Here is an 18,556-nt window from a genome sequence, read left to right as displayed (position 1 = left end):
GCCGCCTTTTTATTGTGTGATTAATTCACACTATGGTTATTTTACTTATTTTAGTGCTCTTGCAATTCTTACTGAATGTCATTTACGAAGCATGCCTTCGATAAAATCTTTCCAGTTCCCCAGTTCACGTTCAATCATAACAACCTCTCTTATTATTATGCGCATTCTACAAAAACGGACCATCATTGTGAAGACTATTTAACCAATTGCTGTGATTGTACCCCACGTCCTGCGGGGATTTATGATAAATATGAACGGAGAGGCCTCAATTTTTTGTGACGGCTAGCAATATTTTGAAATAACCCTCCGAACGGGTGAGTTTTATTTTACCCGCTGAGTTTATTCGAAATTTAAACTTTATGGACATCTATGCTTAAAGGATGAAAGAATATTCAGCGTACAGATGTGAGTTGAATTAAGAAGAAGCGTAAATCCAGACGATTCCTGAATGTGTTATATTCCACTTAAGGATATATCTTCGAATTTACTGAACATTTAATCATCATTAGGTCAAAAGGATTCACCATGGTTGTGATGTACGGCATTAAAAATTGCGACACCATCAAAAAAGCCCGCCGCTGGCTGGAAGCAAACGACGTGGAGTATCGCTTTCACGATTACCGAGCCGACGGGCTTGATGCAGAATTTCTGCATAGCGCGATCGGCGAGCTGGGGTGGGAAGCCCTGCTGAACACCCGCGGCACCACCTGGCGTAAGCTGGACGAATCTCTGCGCGCCAGCATCAACAACGCCGACAGCGCGGCAAAACTGATGCTCGACATGCCGGCAATTATCAAACGCCCATTGCTCTGCGCGCCAGGGCAGCCTATGCTGCTGGGTTTCAGTGAAACCCTTTATTCCGACTTTTTTCGTTGAGGTGTAGTTTATGTCATGCCCGGTCATTGAGCTGACTCAGCAGCTTATTCGCCGTCCTTCCCTTAGCCCGGACGACGCAGGTTGTCAGGCACTTATGATTGAGCGCCTGCGTGCCATCGGTTTTACCGTTGAACGCATGGATTTTGGCGATACCCAGAACTTCTGGGCGTGGCGCGGACAGGGCGAAACGCTGGCCTTTGCCGGGCATACTGACGTCGTTCCCGCCGGTGACGCGGATCGCTGGATCAACCCGCCGTTTGAACCGACCATCCGCGACGGCATGCTGTTTGGTCGCGGCGCGGCAGACATGAAAGGCTCGCTGGCGGCGATGGTCGTGGCGGCAGAGCGCTTTGTGGCTCAGCATCCAAACCACAAAAACCGTCTGGCGTTTTTAATCACCTCCGACGAAGAAGCCAGCGCCCATAACGGTACCGTGAAGGTCGTTGAAGCGCTGATGGCGCGTAACGAGCGTCTCGACTACTGTCTGGTCGGTGAGCCGTCCAGTACCGAAGTGGTGGGTGATGTCGTCAAAAACGGGCGCCGCGGCTCGCTGACCTGTAACCTGACCATTCACGGCGTTCAGGGGCACGTGGCTTACCCGCATCTGGCCGATAACCCGGTCCATCGCGCTGCGCCGATGCTGAGCGAGCTGGTGGGCATCGAGTGGGATAAAGGCAACGAATTCTTCCCGCCAACCAGCATGCAGATCGCGAACGTCAAGGCCGGGACCGGCAGCAACAACGTGATCCCGGGCGATTACTTCGTCCAGTTTAACTTCCGCTTCAGCACCGAACTGACCGATGAGATGATCAAGGCGCGCGTCGTCGCACTGCTGGAAAAATATCACCTGCGCTACACCGTGGAGTGGTGGCTTTCCGGCCAGCCGTTCCTGACGCAGCGCGGCAAACTGGTGGATGCGGTGGTGAACGCCATCGAGCACTATAATGAAATTAAGCCACAGCTGCTGACAACGGGTGGCACCTCAGACGGACGCTTTATCGCCCGTATGGGCGCCCAGGTTGTCGAACTGGGTCCAGTGAACGCAACCATTCATAAAATCAATGAGTGTGTCAATGCGGCAGATTTGCAACTGCTGGCCCGTATGTATCAACGTATTATGGAGCAACTCGTCGCCTGACGAACGCTCTGAGAGGAATAGCGAATGGATTGGCTTTCAAAGTACTGGTGGATTCTGGTGTTAGTTTTTCTGGTTGGCGTATTGCTTAACGTGATTAAAGATCTTAAGCGCGTTGACCATAAAAAATTTCTCGCCAATAAACCGGATCTTCCCCCGCACCGTGATTTTAACGACAAGTGGGACGATGACGACGACTGGCCGAAGAAGGACCAGAAGAAGTAATCGTTAAGTTTCCCCTCTCCCCGGGAGAGGGGGAAACCTCACATAAACTCTACAATATCATCGTTATCCGGCTTGCCGCCGCTGAGCGCTTCATCAAAGTAGTGCTTCGGTACGGTATAGCGCAAACGATCGACCGCGAACTGCATGCTACGGTCGTCAATCGCGTGGCCCAGCTCGTCAACGATATCCAGCGTCACGTCCCCACCTTCGCGAATCAGCGCTTCCTGAGCGGCAACCGCATGCGATAGCTCAATCACCCGGTCTTCACCACCGTGGATCAGGTGGATCGTGGTCTGCGTGGTCGCGCTTGTCGGTAACGTCGCAAAACGGCCGTTAAACGCAATGACGCGTGACGTCAGACCCGGCTGCGCTTTTACGCTTTCCAGCGACATGATTGACCCCTGCGAGAAGCCAATCAGCGCGGTCGCGTCAGCACCCACGCCGCTCTGCTGCTGCCAGTAGCGGATGATGTCGATAAAGGTAGGCATGATGGCGTCGATGCGAGCCTGACGATTCTCTTCCGTCACGCCCTGAACAGAGAACCACTGGCGTCCGTTCGGACCACATGGCTCTACGCCACCGATGCTGACAATCAATGCCTCCGGAAACACGGGCGCAAACCAGCTGCCAATCTGACCCATATTGACGGCATTATCGCCAACGCCATGAAACAGAAGCAGTAACTGTTTAGCCGGTTTGTCAGGGCTTTGAACAACAAAATGGTCGTGTTTCATGGTGGTCTCCTTAATAGATGACCTGGATTCTACGCCTCCCGACGTGAATGACCATGCCACTTTACTGAAGAAGTCATTGAAAAAATTGCCATTGCAAAATGTCTTCTTTCAACTGCTGGCTACGGAGATAATCAAGACTTTCAATCGCTTGCGCGGTTTCATTTCGCAACGTTGCCAGCAACGCTTTTCGCCCGACGTCTTCCGTTTTTCCGTCCATTTTCCCGCGCAGGGCCGGAAGCGGCATATCCACGGTTAACAACAGCCGCGTCAGTGCGGCAACCGAGGTTGAAAACGCCCGATGAGCAAAAGCAAACCCCGCCAGCTCCAGCCAGTCGTCATTATTAAGGGTAGCTTCCCAGCCGTCTTCCACGGGGATCTTTTCACCGTTCCAGGCCGATAGCACCCGCGCATCGCGCTTCAGACGACGCTGCGCCTGTTCACACAGCTGACGCCCGGCCTCGCTCTGGGGCAGCAAGGCCATCGCGGTGTAGCAGCCGCTGCTGGCTTCACGATGGCTGCCCATCCGCACCAGCACAAACCCACATTGCTGCCAGAAACGCCACAGCTCATCGGTATAACCAAAGCTCACCGACAGATAGTCTTCGCCGCTGGCGCCGCGAACAAGCGCCTGGCCAATCCCTTCCCGCTGACGGTGAGGATGTACGGCAATGCGGGTCACCCGTCGTCCTCTCAGCGTCGCCGCCAGCGGAGAGCCGCCGTGCGCCGCAAGAGACTGCGCCACCAGGTTACCGCGCGGACGCCGATATCCTGCCCATACGGCGCGGCTAAGCTCGGGGGAGAGCCCGCCCTCCTCCACCAGCCAGAGCGCCCCGGCGATATCCGGGTCCGTTTCGGCAACGGCAAACTGCTGCCCGGGCGCGTCCATCATGCGGCGTAAATCGAGCGGCGAGGTACGATAATGCGCCGCGCAGAGAAGCTCGTATATGCTCGCTGCAAGCGCCGGGCGGCTTTCCCATGCCGTCGACGTCAGAGACGTTAAACGCACCTCCCCTTCCGGGCGTCGGTCAATCAGCGTATCGTCAAACAGCAGCGCGCTGGCAACAACCCGCTCAAGCGGGCAGCCCGCCGCCCAGCGTACCGGTGTAGATAAGCTGTAGCGCTGCAGCCCGGCAAACCGACCGCAGAATTTAAGCAAGAATCCCCGGCCCGTCCCCTCATATCCCTGCACCGTGGTGGTCAACAGCACGCGAGGGAAACGGGCAACTAGCTTTTCAAGCAGAGGTCCGGGGATCGCAGCGGCTTCATCGACAATTAGCCAGTCAGCCCGGTGTGAAGAGGCAAGCAGCGCGTCCGGGGCCATAAAATGAAAACGCTCTCCGGCAAAGCGGGCGATGATATCCGTCGCCCCCTTCGACGGCGCGGTAACCACGGCGCTGCCCGCAATGCGGTTTAGCAACATGCCCGCCAGGGCTGATTTTCCGCGCCCGCGCGCGGCGGTGACGGCCACGATGCCCTCCGGCATCCCCAGCAGCACATCCAGGATCTCAGCCTGCTCGCGCTGCGGGGCGCCGCTGGCAGGCTGCCAGTCTGGCGCGTCGGGTAAAGGCGGAAGGGATAACCCGCAGCCCTGAAGCCAGACAATCGCGTCGGGATCGGCGGCAATCGTCCGGCAGAAATGGTGGACAAAATGCGGCGTGGCTATCGCTTCGGCGCTGTCGCTCCAGCGCAGTGAATCGCTGTCAGGCAACCCGGGCCACGCATCGAGCGGCGGAACCCGCAGCACCAGAAGGCTTCCGGCGCTCAGCGTTCCGCTCAGGGCGGCAAATGCGGCGACATCAAACCCGGCGCTGGCGTCAAAAACGGCGTGCCGGTACTCGCGTCCCAGCACGCCGCCGATGGCTTTTGAAGGGTGTTCGTCAAGCCTTACCCAGTCTCCGGGCAAGGCGTCACGCAGGGTCAGCGCCTGGGTTAACGTCCACTGCGCCTCACCGCTGAGCACCACCAGCCGACGATGGCCGGTGCGCTCAAGCTCGCTTATCAGCTCTTCAAACTGCAGCATTACATCGCTTTGCCGAAGGTATTACACTGCGCCGGATCGCCGCTGTCGAAGCCGCGTTTGAACCAGCTATAGCGCTGCTGTGAAGTACCGTGAGTGAAGCTGTCCGGCACAACGCGCCCCTGGCTCTGCTGCTGAAGGCGGTCGTCACCGATAGCCTGAGCGGCATTTAACGCCTCTTCAAGATCGCCGGATTCCAGCACGCCCTGCTGCTGCATGCTGTGGCCCCAGACGCCCGCGAAGCAGTCTGCCTGCAGCTCCATTTTAACGGAAAGGCGGTTCACGTCAGCCTGAGACGCATTTTGCTGAAGCTGGCGCACTTTGGGCTCAATCCCCAGCAGTTTTTGCACGTGATGGCCGACTTCATGCGCGATCACGTAGCCCTGGGCAAAATCACCGTCAGCGCCAAGCTTGCGTTTCATGTCATCGTAAAAAGAGAGATCGATATAGACGGTGCCGTCTGCCGGGCAGTAGAACGGCCCCATCACAGATTGCCCGGTACCGCATCCGGTGCGGGTTGCCCCCCGGTACATCACCAGCTTCGGCTGCTGGTAGGTACGCCCCATTTTCTCAAACAGCTGACTCCAGGTGTCTTCTGTTGTGGCGAGAATAACGGAGGTAAATTTGGCCGCTTCATCTTCATTCGGGCTGATGGAGCGCTGAGAATGCTCCTGCTGCTGCAGCGGCTGACCGGTCATCAACCCGGTGAGGTCAACGCCGTAATACCCCGCAACCAGCACGACAATCAGCAGGATTATCCCGCCCTTGCCGCTGGGTAACCGGAAGCCTGGTCCTCCCATTGAAGGACCGCCGCCGCCATCACTGCGTCTGTCTTCTACATTGTCACTTTCACGACGCCCTTGCCAGCGCATAACCACCTCGAACTATTCCATTTATAATAGCTATGATCGTAGGCGGTTAACGGCAAGATTACCATAGGAAACAAAGGTAAGACGCCAAAGGATGGGAACATCCTTTGGCAAGTGAGGGAGTTAGTCGAGCTTAACGCCTAAACGGTGAGCAACCGCTTCGTACGCTTCAATCAGGCCACCCAGGCTCTGACGGAAACGGTCTTTGTCCATTTTATCCAGGGTTTCTTTATCCCACAGGCGGCTACCGTCTGGTGAGAACTCATCGCCCAGCACCACTTCGCCTTTGAACAGACCAAACTCCAGCTTGAAGTCGACGAGGATCAGGCCCGCGTCATCAAACAGTTTTTTAAGCACGTCGTTGGCTTTGTAGGTCAGCTCCTGCATACGCGCCAGGTTCTCTTTGCTCACCCAGCCGAAGGTTTCGCAGTAGGATTCGTTGACCATCGGGTCGTGCATGGCATCGTTTTTCAGGAACAGGTCGAACAGCGGTGGATTCAGTTCGATACCTTCTTCAATGCCCAGACGCTTCACCAGGGAGCCCGCCGCACGGTTACGAATAACGCACTCAACCGGAACCATATCCAGTTTTTTCACCAGACATTCCGTATCGGACAGCAACGCTTCCATCTGGGTCGGGATGCCCGCTTCGGCCAGTTTGGTCATAATGAAGTGGTTGAACTTGTTGTTCACCATGCCTTTACGATCGAACTGCTCAATGCGTGCGCCATCCCCTGCTGACGTATCATTGCGGAACTCGAGCACCAACAGATCCGGGTTTTCCGTGCTGTATACGGTCTTCGCTTTGCCACGATACAACTCAGCTTGCTTCTGCATCTTCATTACTCCTGGTGTGATGATTTGTGTTCAAAACTGGGGATATTATGCCACGCACACGTTTGCGTAGCACTAAAATAAAAAGGGCTGGATTCACCAGCCCTCGTATTTATTTGCTGAATGCTGCCTGGAAGACAGCGACCAGCGCATCGTTCTGCGACTGGGTCAGCGTATGACCTTTTGGATCGATAAACTGCAGACTGCTGCGGTTATCAAGGTCACCTACCTGAATCTTGTAGTCACCGGAGGCAAGCTGAGGATCTTTCGCGCCCAGTTCCTGCCATGCGCTGTCGGAGAGCGGCTTATACGTTGCCGTCATGCTGCCGGTTGAACGCGTGCTGTCGGTCACTTTCATGCCCACTTTTTCCAGCGTCGCTGGCAGACGCTGCCAGGTCTGGTTAAACGGTGCACGCACCACCAGCATTGGCAGGCCGGTATCATCCGCACCGCTTTGCACATCGAAGGTCGCGCCGTTGCGGCTCTGCGCGGCGTTGGCGGCATCGGTAGCGGTCTTATCCAGACCCGCGGCAATCACGTTCAGCATTTCGGTGCTGTAACGCTGCAGGGACGCGGCATCCGCAACCGGTTTACCCGCCTGCTCCAGGTTCAACAGCTTAACGTTAACCGCCTGCTGGTAACCCTGTGGTTTAACGGAGACTTGATAACGACCGCGGTACTGCTGGTCTTCATCCAGACGGTTCCATTCGATCCAGTCGGTGGTTAACGTCTGGCTGGCGTCATCGCGTTTATCGATGGTGTAGTTCTTCGACTGAATGACGCTGACAACCTGCGGCCACAGCGTGCTACCGCGCGCGCTCTCAACCATCAGAGACGCCGTATCACCGGTGAACTGGGTACGCGCCCCGCTGACCAGCGCCAGAGGCTGTGCTGGCGGACGAATATCAAGCGCTTTACCGACCAGGCCGCTGCCGTTGGTCACGGGAATATTATAATCGCCGTTCTGAATCGGCAGGATCATACCAGCCGGTGCGTGAAGTTCAGCAAGCGGGGTCGCATCCAGATAGGATTCATCACCGCTCACCTGGCGCTTGTAGCGCGAATCTGAACTACAGGCAGCGAGCAGCATAACAAGCGAAACACTCGCAACCTTCGCCAGGCGCGACTTCTGTACTGAATAAGCCATCAAATCTCCCTAAACTCTACAGCAAACCGGCATGCTTCAGCGCCGCCCTGACGATGTCACGACCGTGGTCGGTAATCGGTGTCATTGGCAGACGCAGCGTATCGGTTGCTACAAGCCCCAACTCCTTACATGCCCATTTCACTGGGATCGGATTGGGTTCGACAAATAATTTATTGTGCAGCGGCATCAGACGCTGATTAATGACGCGCGCTTCATCAAAGTGACCGGCTGCGGCCAGTTTGCACATTTCAGCCATATCGCGCGCCGCAACGTTTGACGTTACGGAGATCACGCCATGACCACCGAGCTGCATAAAGTCCAGCGCGGTCGCATCATCACCACTCAACAGGATAAAGTCGTCTGAAACCAGCTCTTTGATCTGATGAACGCGGCTTAAGTTCCCTGTCGCCTCTTTAATACCGATAATATTTTTTACTTCCGAGAGACGACCAACGGTTTCCGGCAGCATATCGCAACCGGTACGGGACGGCACATTATACAGAATTTGTGGCAAGTCAGTATGTTCAGCGATGGCTTTGAAGTGCTGGAACAAACCTTCCTGAGTAGGACGGTTGTAATAAGGGGTCACCGTCAGACAGCCCACGATGCCGCTGTCGTTAAAACGCTTGGTCAGGCTGATAGCTTCTGCGGTTGCATTAGCCCCTGTCCCCGCGATGACCGGAATACGTCCGTCAGCCAGTTCCAGGGTCAGCATCACCACATCGCCGTGCTCGTCGTGGCTCAGCGTTGCGGATTCACCGGTAGTCCCTACCGAAACGATCGCCGAGGTTCCGTTGGCGACATGGTAATCAATGAGCTTCTTCATGCTTGACCGGCAGACATTACCTTTTTCATCCATCGGTGTAACAAGCGCGACAATACTTCCCGTGAACATGAGCCATCCTCTGTGCGAACAAGAGCCTCAATGTTACGTTTGGAACTGTAATAAAAGCAAGCGACCTGAGGCTCGCAGGCGGTTGTATGCATGTTTTTTTTATGCTTTCCTTAGGAAGACTTAACCATGCAAAGGAAGAACAGGTTTGACAACCTCATCACAACATTACCTGGTTATCACTGCGCTGGGTGCCGACAGGCCGGGTATCGTGAACACCATCACCCGTCACGTAAGCAGCTGCGGCTGTAATATCGAAGACAGCCGTCTGGCGATGCTTGGCGAAGAGTTCACATTTATTATGTTGCTTTCCGGGACATGGAACGCCATTACGTTGATTGAATCGACCCTGCCGCTGAAGGGGGCCGAACTGGATTTGCTGATTGTCATGAAGCGCACCACCGCGCGTCCGCGTCCGGCACTGCCTTCTACCGTCTGGGTGCAGGTTGAAGTGCCTGATTCACCGCATCTGATTGAGCGTTTCACCGCGCTTTTTGACAATCATCAGATGAATATTGCCGAACTGGTTTCCCGTACGCAGACAAGCGATGACCAGGGTCTTCCGGTGCTGTTTATTCAAATTACCGCGCACAGCCCTGCCTCACAGGATGCGTCAAATATCGAGCAAGCATTCAAAGCCCTCTGTACAGAATTAAACGCGCAGGGCAGTATAAGCGTCGTCAATTATTCGCAGCACGAACAGGATGGAGTTGAGTAATGAACCCACTGAAAGCCGGTGACATCGCACCGAAATTTAGCTTACCGGATCAAGACGGCGAGCAAGTAAATTTGACCGACTTCCAGGGACAGCGTGTTCTGGTCTATTTCTACCCGAAAGCCATGACCCCCGGCTGCACCGTACAGGCCTGCGGCTTACGCGACAACATGGACGAGTTGAAAAAAGTCGGTGTGGAAGTGCTGGGTATCAGCACGGATAAACCAGAAAAGCTGTCACGATTTGCTGAAAAAGAGCTGCTGAACTTCACGCTGCTTTCTGATGAAGATCATCAGGTATGCGAGCAGTTCGGCGTCTGGGGCGAGAAGACGTTTATGGGTAAAACCTACGACGGCATTCACCGCATTAGCTTCCTGATTGACGCTGACGGTAAAGTTGAACATGTGTTTGACGACTTCAAAACCAGCAACCACCACGACGTGGTGTTGAACTGGCTGAAAGCAAGCGCCTGATAAACAGCAAAACGGCAACCCAGGTTGCCGTTTTTAATGTTTTCCCCCTCTCCCCGTGGGAGAGGGTCGGAGTGAGGGCATCAGGCCGCACAAAAACTACTTCTCTTCCACCGCCGGCACATCCGGCCACGCGTGGACCACGGCCTTAATCAGCGTCGCCAGCGGAATCGCAAAGAACACGCCCCAGAATCCCCACAGCCCGCCGAAAATCACCACGGACAAGATAATCACCAGCGGATGCAGGTTCACCGCTTCGGAGAACAGCACTGGTACCAGCAGGTTACCGTCCAGGCCCTGAATAATCAGGTACACCGCAAAGCAGCTCCAGAACTCTGTCCCCAGCCCAAACTGGAACAGCGCGACGCCAACAACCGGAATGGTCACCACAAACGCGCCGATGTACGGAATCAGGACCGACAGCCCCACCAGCACCGCCAGCAGCAGCGAGTAGTTCAGGCCGAAGATCAGGAAGCCAATCCAGGTGGCTACCCCCACGACAATCATCTCCAGCACCTTGCCGCGAATGTAGTTGGTGATCTGCTGGTTCATCTCTTCCCAGACCTGCCCTGCCAGCCCGCGGTTGCGCGGCAGAATTCGGCGCACGGCGTTGAGCATCTGATCTTTATCTTTCACCAGGAAGAAAACCATCAGCGGCACGAGCACAAGGTAAACCGCCAGCGTCAGCAGCCCGACCAGCGAGGCCAGAGAGTACTTCACTACCGAATCGCCCATCGTCATGATGCGGGCGCGCATATTTTCGGCCATCGCGTCGATAATCCCGGCATCCATCAGGGCCGGGTAACGGCGCGGTAGCGTGGCGGCAAAATCAGACAGCTTGTTCAACATGCCGGGCATGTCGCGGATCAGGTTAATTCCCTGCTGCCAGGCGACCGGCATCACCACAAAAGCCATCAACAGCAGGATGCCGACAAACAGCACCAGCACGATGCTAGTCGCCCAGCGGCGGGAACAGCCGATGTGTTCCAGGCGCGCCGTCGGCCACTCCAGCAGGTACGCCAGCACAATCGCCACCAGCAGGGGAGCGAGCAGGCCGCTGAAGAAAAACAGAATACCGAACCCGGCAACCAGAATAACCAACAAAGCAATGGCTTCCGGGTCGCTGAACCGACGCCGGTACCACTGCATTAACATTTCGAGCATACAACCCTTCCCTGAATCGAATGGCGGGAGTGAGACGGTGAATTGTATCTAACTGTCACAAAAAAGACTTTCGCTTTTTGTATCCCGATCGCAATCCGCAAAAGCCTGATGAATGGGATTTTCTTCATGCTGCAACACGGCTACACTCGCAGAGCAGCAGAGATGAACGATATGCCGGTTCATCGGTCAAATTAGCACATCCAACATACAGGACAGTGGTTATGTTCAGGCAGTTGAGAAAAACACTGGTTGCAACACTGATTGCCGCGGTGACGGTCGGTCAGGTGTTGCCCGCTTTTGCTGACTCGTCCGATTCATTGCCGGACATGGGCACCACAGCAGGAAGCACGCTCTCTATTGGGCAAGAGATGCAAATGGGGGATTACTATGTTCGCCAGCTGCGCGGCAGCGCCCCGCTGATCAACGACCCTTTGCTGGTACAGTACATTAACGGGCTGGGGATGCGTCTGGTTTCGCACGCCGACTCGGTAAAAACGCCCTTCCATTTCTATTTAATCAATAATGACGAAATCAACGCCTTCGCCTTCTTTGGCGGAAACGTGGTGCTGCATTCGGCATTATTCCGTTATTCCGACAACGAAAGCCAGCTGGCCTCGGTAATGGCGCACGAAATTTCGCACGTCACCCAGCGCCACCTGGCGCGCGCCATGGAAGACCAGAAACGTAACGCCCCCCTCACCTGGGTGGGCGCGCTGGGCTCCATTCTGCTGGCGATGGCCAGCCCGCAGGCCGGGATGGCAGCCCTGACCGGTACGCTGGCGGGAACGCGCCAGGGGATGATCAGCTTTACCCAGCAAAACGAACAGGAAGCGGACCGCATCGGGATTCAGGTGCTGCAGCGTTCGGGCTTTGACCCGCAGGCCATGCCGAGCTTCCTCGAAAAACTGCTCGATCAGGCGCGTTACTCTTCCCGTCCGCCGGAAATCCTGCTGACGCACCCATTACCCGAAAGCCGCCTGTCGGACGCGCGTAACCGTGCTAACCAGATGCGTCCGGTGGTGGTCCAGTCTTCGCAGGATTTCTACATGGCGAAGGTGAGAACCCTGGGGATGTACAATTCCGGGCGTAACCAGCTCACCAGCGACCTGCTGGATACCCTGGCGAAAGGCAACGTGCGTGAGAAAAACGCCGCGCAGTATGGTCAGGCGCTCCAGGCGATGGAAGCCAGCAAATACGACGAGGCGCGCAAAGCGCTGCAACCGCTTCTGGCTGCAGACCCGAACAACCCGTGGTACCTCGATCTGTCGACGGATATCGATCTGGGCCAGAAGAAAACGGCCGATGCGATCAACCGTCTGAAGGGGGCGAAAGACGTCCGTACCAACCCGGTGCTGCAGCTTAACCTGGCGAACGCTTACTTACAGGGCGGTCAGCCTGGCGAAGCGGCGACCATTCTGAACCGCTATACCTTTAACAATAAAGACGATCAAAACGGCTGGGATCTGCTCGCTCAGGCGGAAGCCCAGCTCGGCAACCGCGATCAGGAGCTGGCGGCGCGTGCCGAAGGTTTTGCCCTGGTGGGCCGCCTCGATCAGGCGATTTCCACGCTCAGCAGCGCCAGCGCGCAGGTCAAGCTCGGCAGCCTCCAGCAGGCCCGTTACGACGCGCGTATCGATCAGCTGCGCGGCCTGCAGCAGCGCTTTAAGCCGTACGAAAAGATGTAATAAAGGAGAATTCACGTCATGACAGACGCCGTAAAAATTTATCACAACCCTCGCTGCTCCAAGAGCCGCGATACCCTTAGCCTGCTGAAGTCTAACGGCGTTGAGCCGGAAGTCGTGCTGTACCTCGACACCCCACCTGACGCGCAAACCCTCCGCCAGCTGCTGCACATGCTGGGAATGGGCAGTGCAAGAGAGCTGATGCGTCAGAAAGAAGATTTGTATAAGTCGCTTAACCTGGATGACAGCCGTCTCACCGAGGCTGAGCTGATCCAGGCGATGGTTGAAAATCCAAAGCTGATTGAGCGCCCGATTGTGGTGGCGAACGGCCAGGCGCGCATTGGACGCCCGCCGGAAGACGTGCTCGAGATCCTCTAGTCCTTATGCCGCAGCGCTTCCAGAAAGGCCTGCGGCGTACTCTCTCCCAGCTTTTTCTGCGCTTTTCCCCGGTTGTAAAATTCGCACAGCTGGATCAACAGCTCGCCTGCCGGTTCACTGTTCAGACGTGGGATGATTTCACATAGCGGTAGATCAACCTGAACGGCGCGGTATTGCTGTGGATGCACCGTTACGGTGGTATTACGCTCCTCAAGCTTCACCTCGAAACCAAAAGTCTCAACAGATTGAATATCAGCCGGACAGGCTGCCAGCGCGTCATTCGTCCAGTGGGCCAGCAGCTGCGGAGAAATGCCCGCGTACAGCCGGGCGTAGCACCAGCCGCTCACGGGTTCACGCGCGCAGAGCAGATGCTGTTCCCCGCCATCGTCCATATGCAGCGACAGAGGCTGATGATGTAACAGGAGTTTTTGCGGCACGATACCTGCCTTCAGCGCCTTTTTTCCCTGCAACGTCGCGCCCTTCTGCCTTACCGAAGCCGGTTTGAGATAGCGGTTCAGGGTCGCGCGGGACACGGCGATCCCGAGTTCGCTATTGACCATCTGCAGTAGTTCGTCCAGCGGGGCGCCAGTGATATCCCGCAGGGCATTGACCAGCGCAACCTGCTCCTGTCTCAATGCTTTGTGTATCACTTTTGGCATCGTGTGATTATCCGAAACCTGCTCGCGGTTGCGCCAGCGCCTGACGGTAGTGACCGAAATACCCAGCTCGGTAGCCAGCTCCCTGTCGCTTTTATCTGACTGCTGTAGATAGCGACGGATGCGCGGCGTCGTGGTGGCATTAGCATGCAGTTTAATTTCCATCGCAGAATCCTTAAAACCAATCTCATGAGATTTATACTACACCAGCGATTGCTTTGTGACCGATTTCACCTTTCGCTCGCCGCGCTTCACTGATAATCCCCAGACATAACACAAACAACACCCCTCAATCTTGTACGGAGTTCACAATGAACAATGTTCTGGGATTTCTTGAAGCAAAACTGATGCCGCTGGCGGCCAAAACGGCCCAGCAGCGTCACCTCGGGGCCATTCGCGGCGCCTACGTCTCCTTCATGCCGTTTATCATCGTCGGCTCTATTCTGCTGGTGATCTCGTCGTTCCCGAATCAAGCCTATCAGCAGTTTATGTCTCAGGCCTTTGGTGAGAGCTGGAGCGCCATTATCGAAATCCCGTTCAACGCGGTGTTCTCCACCATGTCGCTGTTCATCAGCTTCCTGGTCGCCTTCCGCCTGGCGGAACACTACGGTGAAGACCGCATCTCCTGCGGTATCCTGGCGCTGGTCGCCTTTCTCATCCTGACGCCCTTTATCAAAGTGGCGGAAAACGGCGGTATTACCGTCATTCCGGTGGAGTGGATTGGCAGCAAAGGGCTGTTCGTGGCGATGATCGGTTCCCTGCTGTGGACGGAACTGTTCTGCTGGCTCAAGCGCAAAAAACTGGTGATCAAAATGCCGGACGGCGTGCCTCCGGCGGTGCAGGAGTCGTTCGCCGCGCTGATCCCGGCCCTGCTGGTGATGATTCTGGTGCTGGGTATCCGCATCGTTTTTGAAAACACCCACTACAACACCATCCACCAGTTTATTTACGAAGTGGTTGCCACGCCGGTGCGCCACTACGGCACCTCTTACTTTGGCGCGCTGATGACGGTGTTCAGCATCACCATTCTGTGGTCAGTGGGCATTAACTCCGGCTCGATGATCAACGGCATCATTCGCCCGCTGTGGATGGAGAACCAGACCGACAACATCGCCGCGATTCAGGCAGGCACGACGCCGCCGCACATTATCACCGAACAGTTTTTTGACATGATCTGGATGGGCGGCGCGGGGGCCACGCTGTCGCTGGTGATTGCGATGCTGATTTTCGCCCGCAGCAAAAACATGCGTGAAGTGGCGCGCCTCGGCGCCGGGGCATCGGTGTTTAACATCAACGAACCGATCCTGTTTGGCCTGCCGGTGATCATGAACCCGATCATGCTTATCCCGTTCAACCTGGTGCCGCTGGTGCTGGTCACCGTGCAGTATGTAGCGATGAAGATTGGCGCGGTTGCCGTCACCACCGGGGTGTTTATTCCCTGGACGCTGCCGCCGGTTATCAGCGGCTTTATCGTTACCGGACACCTGAGCGGCAGCGTCATGCAGCTTATCAACCTGCTGATTGGCGCCATGCTGTACCTGCCTTTTATGCGTATCGTGGACAAACAGTACCGCGCGGCGGAAATGGCCACCGTTACGCAAACCGACACCACCCTTGCAAAACAGGAGTAAAGCATGTGGGGAATTATCGCGACCTGGAGAATGGCGCTTGAAGGCGTTACGGAGTCTGCGTCTGCGCTGGCTGCGGGTAAACCGGTCTCTGCAGCGGTTGTGGATGCCGTCGCCGCCGTCGAAGACTTTCCGTTTTATAAATCCGTCGGCTACGGCGGGCTGCCCACCGAAAATGGCGAAGTGGAGCTGGACGCCGCCTACATGGACGGCGATACGCTGGCGTTTGGTGCCGTGGGCAACCTGGTGGATATCGCCAATCCGGTGCGCGTGGCGCATGCGTTAAGCCGCCAGCGCTACAACAGCCTGCTTGTCGGCCAGGGCGCGCGCGAATGGGCGCTGAGCCAGGGCTTCGCCGACAAAACCATGCTCACTGACCGCGCCATGCAGCACTACCGCAAACGCTGCCGCGAAACGCTGGATAAGGGCTTAAGCCCTTACGACGGGCATGACACCGTCGGCATTATCGGCCTTGATAAACAAGGGTCAATGAGCGTCGCCACCTCCACCAGCGGCCTGTTCATGAAAAAACGCGGTCGACTCGGGGATTCGCCCATTATTGGTTCCGGCTTTTACTGCGACAGTGAAACCGGCGCGGCCACCGCCACGGGCGTCGGTGAAGATCTGATGAAAGGCTGCACCAGCTACGAAATTGTCCGCCGCATGGCGCAGGGTATGACGCCTCAGCAGGCGGCGGATTCGGTGGTGTTCGAGCTGGAAGACAAGCTGATGTCGCGCTTTGGCCGTGCGGGCGATCTTTCCGTGGTGTGCATGAACAACAGGGGCGAATTCGGGGCCGCCACCAACATCAAAACCTTCTCGTTTGTGGTGGCGACGGCTCGCCAGCCCCTCACCGTTTTTCGTACCGAACGCCTGCGGGAGAAAACGTATTATCACTCCGTAGACGATGAATGGATGCAGGCCTATGCCGCGCGGATCCGCGCGCCGATTGAGGAGTCATGATGATTACGTATCAGTTTATCACCGCGCTTTCTGACGCGGCTCCGCAAAGCCATTTAATTGCCTCCGCCTCCTGTACGCATTTGCCCGAAACAGCGCTTGTCGCGGAAATGCGCGAGTCTGCCAGCATCGCTGACACCCGCTTTGGCTGCGCGCCTTTTGCCCGGATCACCCTGCTGCCGGATGCGCTCTGGCAGGACAGCCTGACCGAAGGATTACTGACGGCGCTGCGCCCGCTGCTGGCCTCGCCCGTCAGCCCCGGGCTGATACTGGACGTTACCGATATCAACGATGTGGTGCTGGCGCAGGTGCTGCGTTTTCTCTTTAATCAGGCGCACAGGCTAAGCGACCTGAAGCTGAAGAAAACGGATGAATCCACGGTGCGCCTTACGCACATCACCGCCCTCTGCCTGCCGGAACAGCAGGCAAAACTGGAGGGTGTCTTCCGCCAGCAGCAGGCCATCTCCCGCGGCATGGTCGCGGCGCGACGTCTGTCGGATATGCCGTCCGACCGATGCACGCCGCAGTTTGTGGTGGAAGAGGCGCAAAGGCTCTGTGCCGCCTTCCCCGCCCTGCGCTGCGAAGTGCTAAACGAAAAGGCTATTGCTGAGCAGGGTCTGGGGCTGCTGCACGCCGTTGGCAAAGGGGCGACCTGTCCGCCGCGCCTGCTGGCGATCCATTATGACGGCGTCAACGACGGCCCGGTGCGCTGCTATGTGGGAAAAGGCATTACCTTCGATACCGGCGGCCTGTGGCTGAAGGAAGGCGCGGGCATGTACACCATGAAATACGACATGTGCGGTGCGGCTAACGTGCTGGGCCTGATGCTGACCGTGGCAGAGCTGGCGCTGTCCGTGCGCATCATGGGCGTGCTGGCGCTGGCGGAAAACGCCATCGGCCCGGACGCCATGCAGCCCGGAACGGTGGCGACGGCCTGCAACGGCACCACGGTTGAAATCAACAACACCGATGCCGAAGGCCGGCTGGTGCTGGCGGACGCCATCGCCTGGGCCAGCCTTCGTCATCCGCAGGCGCGCTATATTATTGATATGGCGACCTTAACCGGTGCGGTCGTGAAGGCGCTGGGGTATGAGCTGAGCGGGCTGATGACGCAGGATGAACCGCTGCGTGCGGCGCTGACGCTGGCAGGTAAGCAGAGTGGCGATGAAGTGTGGTCCCTGCCGCTGGATGCGCGGCTGAAAAAACAGACCGACAGCGCCATCGCCGATCTGTGCAACACGCCGACCAACAATGCGGCAATCAGTGCGTCGGCGGCGTGGCTGCTGCACCACTTTTGCCCGCCGACCATTCCGTGGGCGCATCTGGATATTAGCGGTACGGCGCTGTGGCGAGAGAGCGGAAAGAGCGTGGCATCGGGAAGACCAATTCCACTTTTGGTTGAACACCTGCTGGGGGATGTCTAGTTTTCGTAGGCCCGGTAAGGCGCAGCCGCCACCGGGCGAACAAACTCAAAGCTTGAGAATATCTTTCACAAACGGAATGGTCAGCTTGCGCTGGGCGGTAATGGAGGCGCGATCGAGCTGATCGAGCGTGTCAAACAGCGTGCGCATTTCGCGATCCAGCCGCTTGAGCAGGAAGCGCCCCACGTCCTCCGGCAGCTCAAACCCGCGCTGCTTTGCGCGCAGCTGTAACGCCTGAAGCTTATCTTCATCCGACAGCGGCTGGAGCTTGTAGATTTGCCCCCAGTCCAGACGAGACGCCAGATCCGGCAGCCCCAGATTGAGCTGTCTCGGCGGACGATCGCCGGTGATCAGCAGCCGGGTTTTGCCCGACTCCAGAATGCGGTTGTAGAGGTTAAAGATCGCCATTTCCCACGGCTCGTCCCCCGCCACGCATTCGATATTATCGATGCAGACCAGCGAGAGATGTTCCATTCCCTCCAGCACCTCAGGCACGAACCAGGTACGTTTATCCAGCGGCACGTAGCCTACCGCATCACCGCGCGCCGAAAGCTCCGCGCAGGCGGCATGCAGCAGATGGCTGCGCCCCGCGCCTTCGCGTGACCAGATATAGATGTATCCGCTGTGATCCTGGCGCAGCACGTTTTGCAGTGCAGCCAGTAAAGAGGGGTTATCACCCGGCCAGAAACTCGCGAAAGTTTCGTCGTCAGGGAGATAGAGTGGCAGAGAGAGCTGTGCCGGTCCGTTCAGAAA

Annotated in this window: 20 protein-coding genes; 10 read left to right on the top strand and 10 right to left on the bottom strand. The window is 56.8% G+C overall.

All coding sequences use genetic code 11. The annotated features are described in order from the left end of the window. Positions 1-78: 78 nt before the first annotated feature. Positions 79-138 (bottom strand): protein YpfM, encoded by a 60-nt coding sequence (gene ypfM, locus ACERY3_RS10805; RefSeq protein WP_015572204.1) that lies wholly within the window; start codon positions 136-138, stop codon positions 79-81. A 387-nt stretch (positions 139-525) separates the two neighbouring features. Between ypfM and ACERY3_RS10800 the strand changes: the two genes are divergently transcribed. From ACERY3_RS10800 to ACERY3_RS10790, 3 genes are read left to right on the top strand one after another with little or no spacing between them, the layout of a single operon-like run. Then, positions 526-876, top strand: a complete 351-nt coding sequence (locus ACERY3_RS10800) for an ArsC family reductase (protein ID WP_064673735.1) — start codon at positions 526-528, stop codon at positions 874-876. Between the two features lie 10 nt (positions 877-886). Beyond that, positions 887-2,014 carry a succinyl-diaminopimelate desuccinylase gene (gene dapE, locus ACERY3_RS10795; protein ID WP_047060712.1) on the top strand — a complete coding sequence of 376 codons (1,128 nt, stop codon included), beginning with the start codon at positions 887-889 and terminating at the stop codon, positions 2,012-2,014. 24 nt (positions 2,015-2,038) lie between these two features. Continuing rightward, positions 2,039-2,236, top strand: a complete 198-nt coding sequence (locus ACERY3_RS10790) for a YpfN family protein (RefSeq protein ID WP_014171111.1) — start codon at positions 2,039-2,041, stop codon at positions 2,234-2,236. Between the two features lie 38 nt (positions 2,237-2,274). Here ACERY3_RS10790 and ypfH read toward each other — a convergent pair whose 3' ends face one another. The 6 genes from ypfH to dapA all read right to left on the bottom strand — a co-directional run bounded on the left by ypfH (position 2,275) and on the right by dapA (position 8,732). Further along, entirely contained in the window at positions 2,275-2,970 is a 696-nt protein-coding gene (gene ypfH, locus ACERY3_RS10785; RefSeq protein WP_373225594.1) for an esterase, read from the bottom strand. 73 nt (positions 2,971-3,043) lie between these two features. Continuing rightward, complete coding sequence (locus ACERY3_RS10780; RefSeq protein WP_373225592.1) at positions 3,044-4,990, bottom strand: tRNA(Met) cytidine acetyltransferase TmcA; 1,947 nt, start codon at positions 4,988-4,990, stop codon at positions 3,044-3,046. Further along, positions 4,990-5,859: a neutral zinc metallopeptidase gene (locus ACERY3_RS10775; RefSeq protein WP_047060716.1), complete on the bottom strand. Its 870-nt coding sequence runs from the start codon at positions 5,857-5,859 to the stop codon at positions 4,990-4,992. Before ACERY3_RS10775 ends, ACERY3_RS10780 begins: the two co-directional genes overlap by 1 nt. 120 nt (positions 5,860-5,979) lie before the next feature. Then, positions 5,980-6,693, bottom strand: a complete 714-nt coding sequence (purC, locus tag ACERY3_RS10770; RefSeq protein ID WP_023332985.1) for a phosphoribosylaminoimidazolesuccinocarboxamide synthase — start codon at positions 6,691-6,693, stop codon at positions 5,980-5,982. 109 nt (positions 6,694-6,802) lie between these two features. Beyond that, positions 6,803-7,837 (bottom strand): outer membrane protein assembly factor BamC, encoded by a 1,035-nt coding sequence (bamC, locus tag ACERY3_RS10765; protein ID WP_033146169.1) that lies wholly within the window; start codon positions 7,835-7,837, stop codon positions 6,803-6,805. Positions 7,838-7,853: 16 nt separating this feature from the next. After that, complete coding sequence (gene dapA / locus ACERY3_RS10760; RefSeq protein ID WP_033146170.1) at positions 7,854-8,732, bottom strand: 4-hydroxy-tetrahydrodipicolinate synthase; 879 nt, start codon at positions 8,730-8,732, stop codon at positions 7,854-7,856. 145 nt (positions 8,733-8,877) lie between these two features. On the opposite strand from dapA, the gene ACERY3_RS10755 reads away from it, so the two are divergent. Further along, a complete protein-coding gene (locus ACERY3_RS10755) occupies positions 8,878-9,447 on the top strand; it encodes a glycine cleavage system transcriptional repressor (protein ID WP_045888584.1) in 570 nt (189 codons plus the stop codon). Beyond that, positions 9,447-9,917 (top strand): thioredoxin-dependent thiol peroxidase, encoded by a 471-nt coding sequence (bcp, locus tag ACERY3_RS10750; RefSeq protein ID WP_032659360.1) that lies wholly within the window; start codon positions 9,447-9,449, stop codon positions 9,915-9,917. The genes ACERY3_RS10755 and bcp overlap by 1 nt, the downstream gene beginning before the upstream one ends. A gap of 96 nt (positions 9,918-10,013) precedes the next feature. Here the strand turns inward: bcp and ACERY3_RS10745 are convergent, their stop codons facing one another. Next, on the bottom strand, positions 10,014-11,078 hold the full coding sequence (locus ACERY3_RS10745) for an AI-2E family transporter (RefSeq protein ID WP_033146172.1): 1,065 nt from the start codon (positions 11,076-11,078) through the stop codon (positions 10,014-10,016). 221 nt (positions 11,079-11,299) lie between these two features. Between ACERY3_RS10745 and bepA the strand changes: the two genes are divergently transcribed. Together bepA and arsC are read left to right on the top strand one after the other, a co-directional pair. Then, on the top strand, positions 11,300-12,763 hold the full coding sequence (gene bepA, locus ACERY3_RS10740) for a beta-barrel assembly-enhancing protease (RefSeq protein ID WP_033146173.1): 1,464 nt from the start codon (positions 11,300-11,302) through the stop codon (positions 12,761-12,763). Positions 12,764-12,781: 18 nt separating this feature from the next. Further along, positions 12,782-13,138: an arsenate reductase (glutaredoxin) gene (arsC, locus tag ACERY3_RS10735; protein WP_023308762.1), complete on the top strand. Its 357-nt coding sequence runs from the start codon at positions 12,782-12,784 to the stop codon at positions 13,136-13,138. Here arsC and ACERY3_RS10730 read toward each other — a convergent pair. Beyond that, entirely contained in the window at positions 13,135-13,959 is an 825-nt protein-coding gene (locus tag ACERY3_RS10730) for an XRE family transcriptional regulator (protein WP_373225588.1), read from the bottom strand. The genes arsC and ACERY3_RS10730 overlap by 4 nt on opposite strands. A gap of 146 nt (positions 13,960-14,105) precedes the next feature. Between ACERY3_RS10730 and celB the strand changes: the two genes are divergently transcribed. From celB to ACERY3_RS10715, 3 genes are read left to right on the top strand one after another with little or no spacing between them, the layout of a single operon-like run. Next, on the top strand, positions 14,106-15,425 hold the full coding sequence (gene celB / locus ACERY3_RS10725) for a PTS cellobiose transporter subunit IIC (protein WP_219940073.1): 1,320 nt from the start codon (positions 14,106-14,108) through the stop codon (positions 15,423-15,425). Positions 15,426-15,428: 3 nt separating this feature from the next. Further along, positions 15,429-16,385, top strand: a complete 957-nt coding sequence (locus ACERY3_RS10720) for a N(4)-(beta-N-acetylglucosaminyl)-L-asparaginase (protein ID WP_373225586.1) — start codon at positions 15,429-15,431, stop codon at positions 16,383-16,385. Then, the gene (locus ACERY3_RS10715) at positions 16,385-17,806 is read left to right on the top strand and encodes a M17 family metallopeptidase (RefSeq protein WP_058841787.1); all 1,422 of its coding nucleotides are present in this window, start codon (positions 16,385-16,387) and stop codon (positions 17,804-17,806) included. Before ACERY3_RS10720 ends, ACERY3_RS10715 begins: the two co-directional genes overlap by 1 nt. A 45-nt stretch (positions 17,807-17,851) precedes the next feature. Here ACERY3_RS10715 and ACERY3_RS10710 read toward each other — a convergent pair whose 3' ends face one another. Then, positions 17,852-18,553 (bottom strand): DnaA inactivator Hda, encoded by a 702-nt coding sequence (locus ACERY3_RS10710; protein WP_211438414.1) that lies wholly within the window; start codon positions 18,551-18,553, stop codon positions 17,852-17,854. Positions 18,554-18,556 lie beyond the last annotated feature (3 nt).

The sequence above is a fragment of the Enterobacter cloacae complex sp. ESBL7 genome (assembly GCF_041679625.1).
GTDB classification, from domain to species: domain Bacteria; phylum Pseudomonadota; class Gammaproteobacteria; order Enterobacterales; family Enterobacteriaceae; genus Enterobacter; species Enterobacter asburiae_B.
The sequence above is the reverse complement of the archived record's forward strand: the minus strand, read 5'-3'. Positions and strand labels throughout refer to the sequence as shown.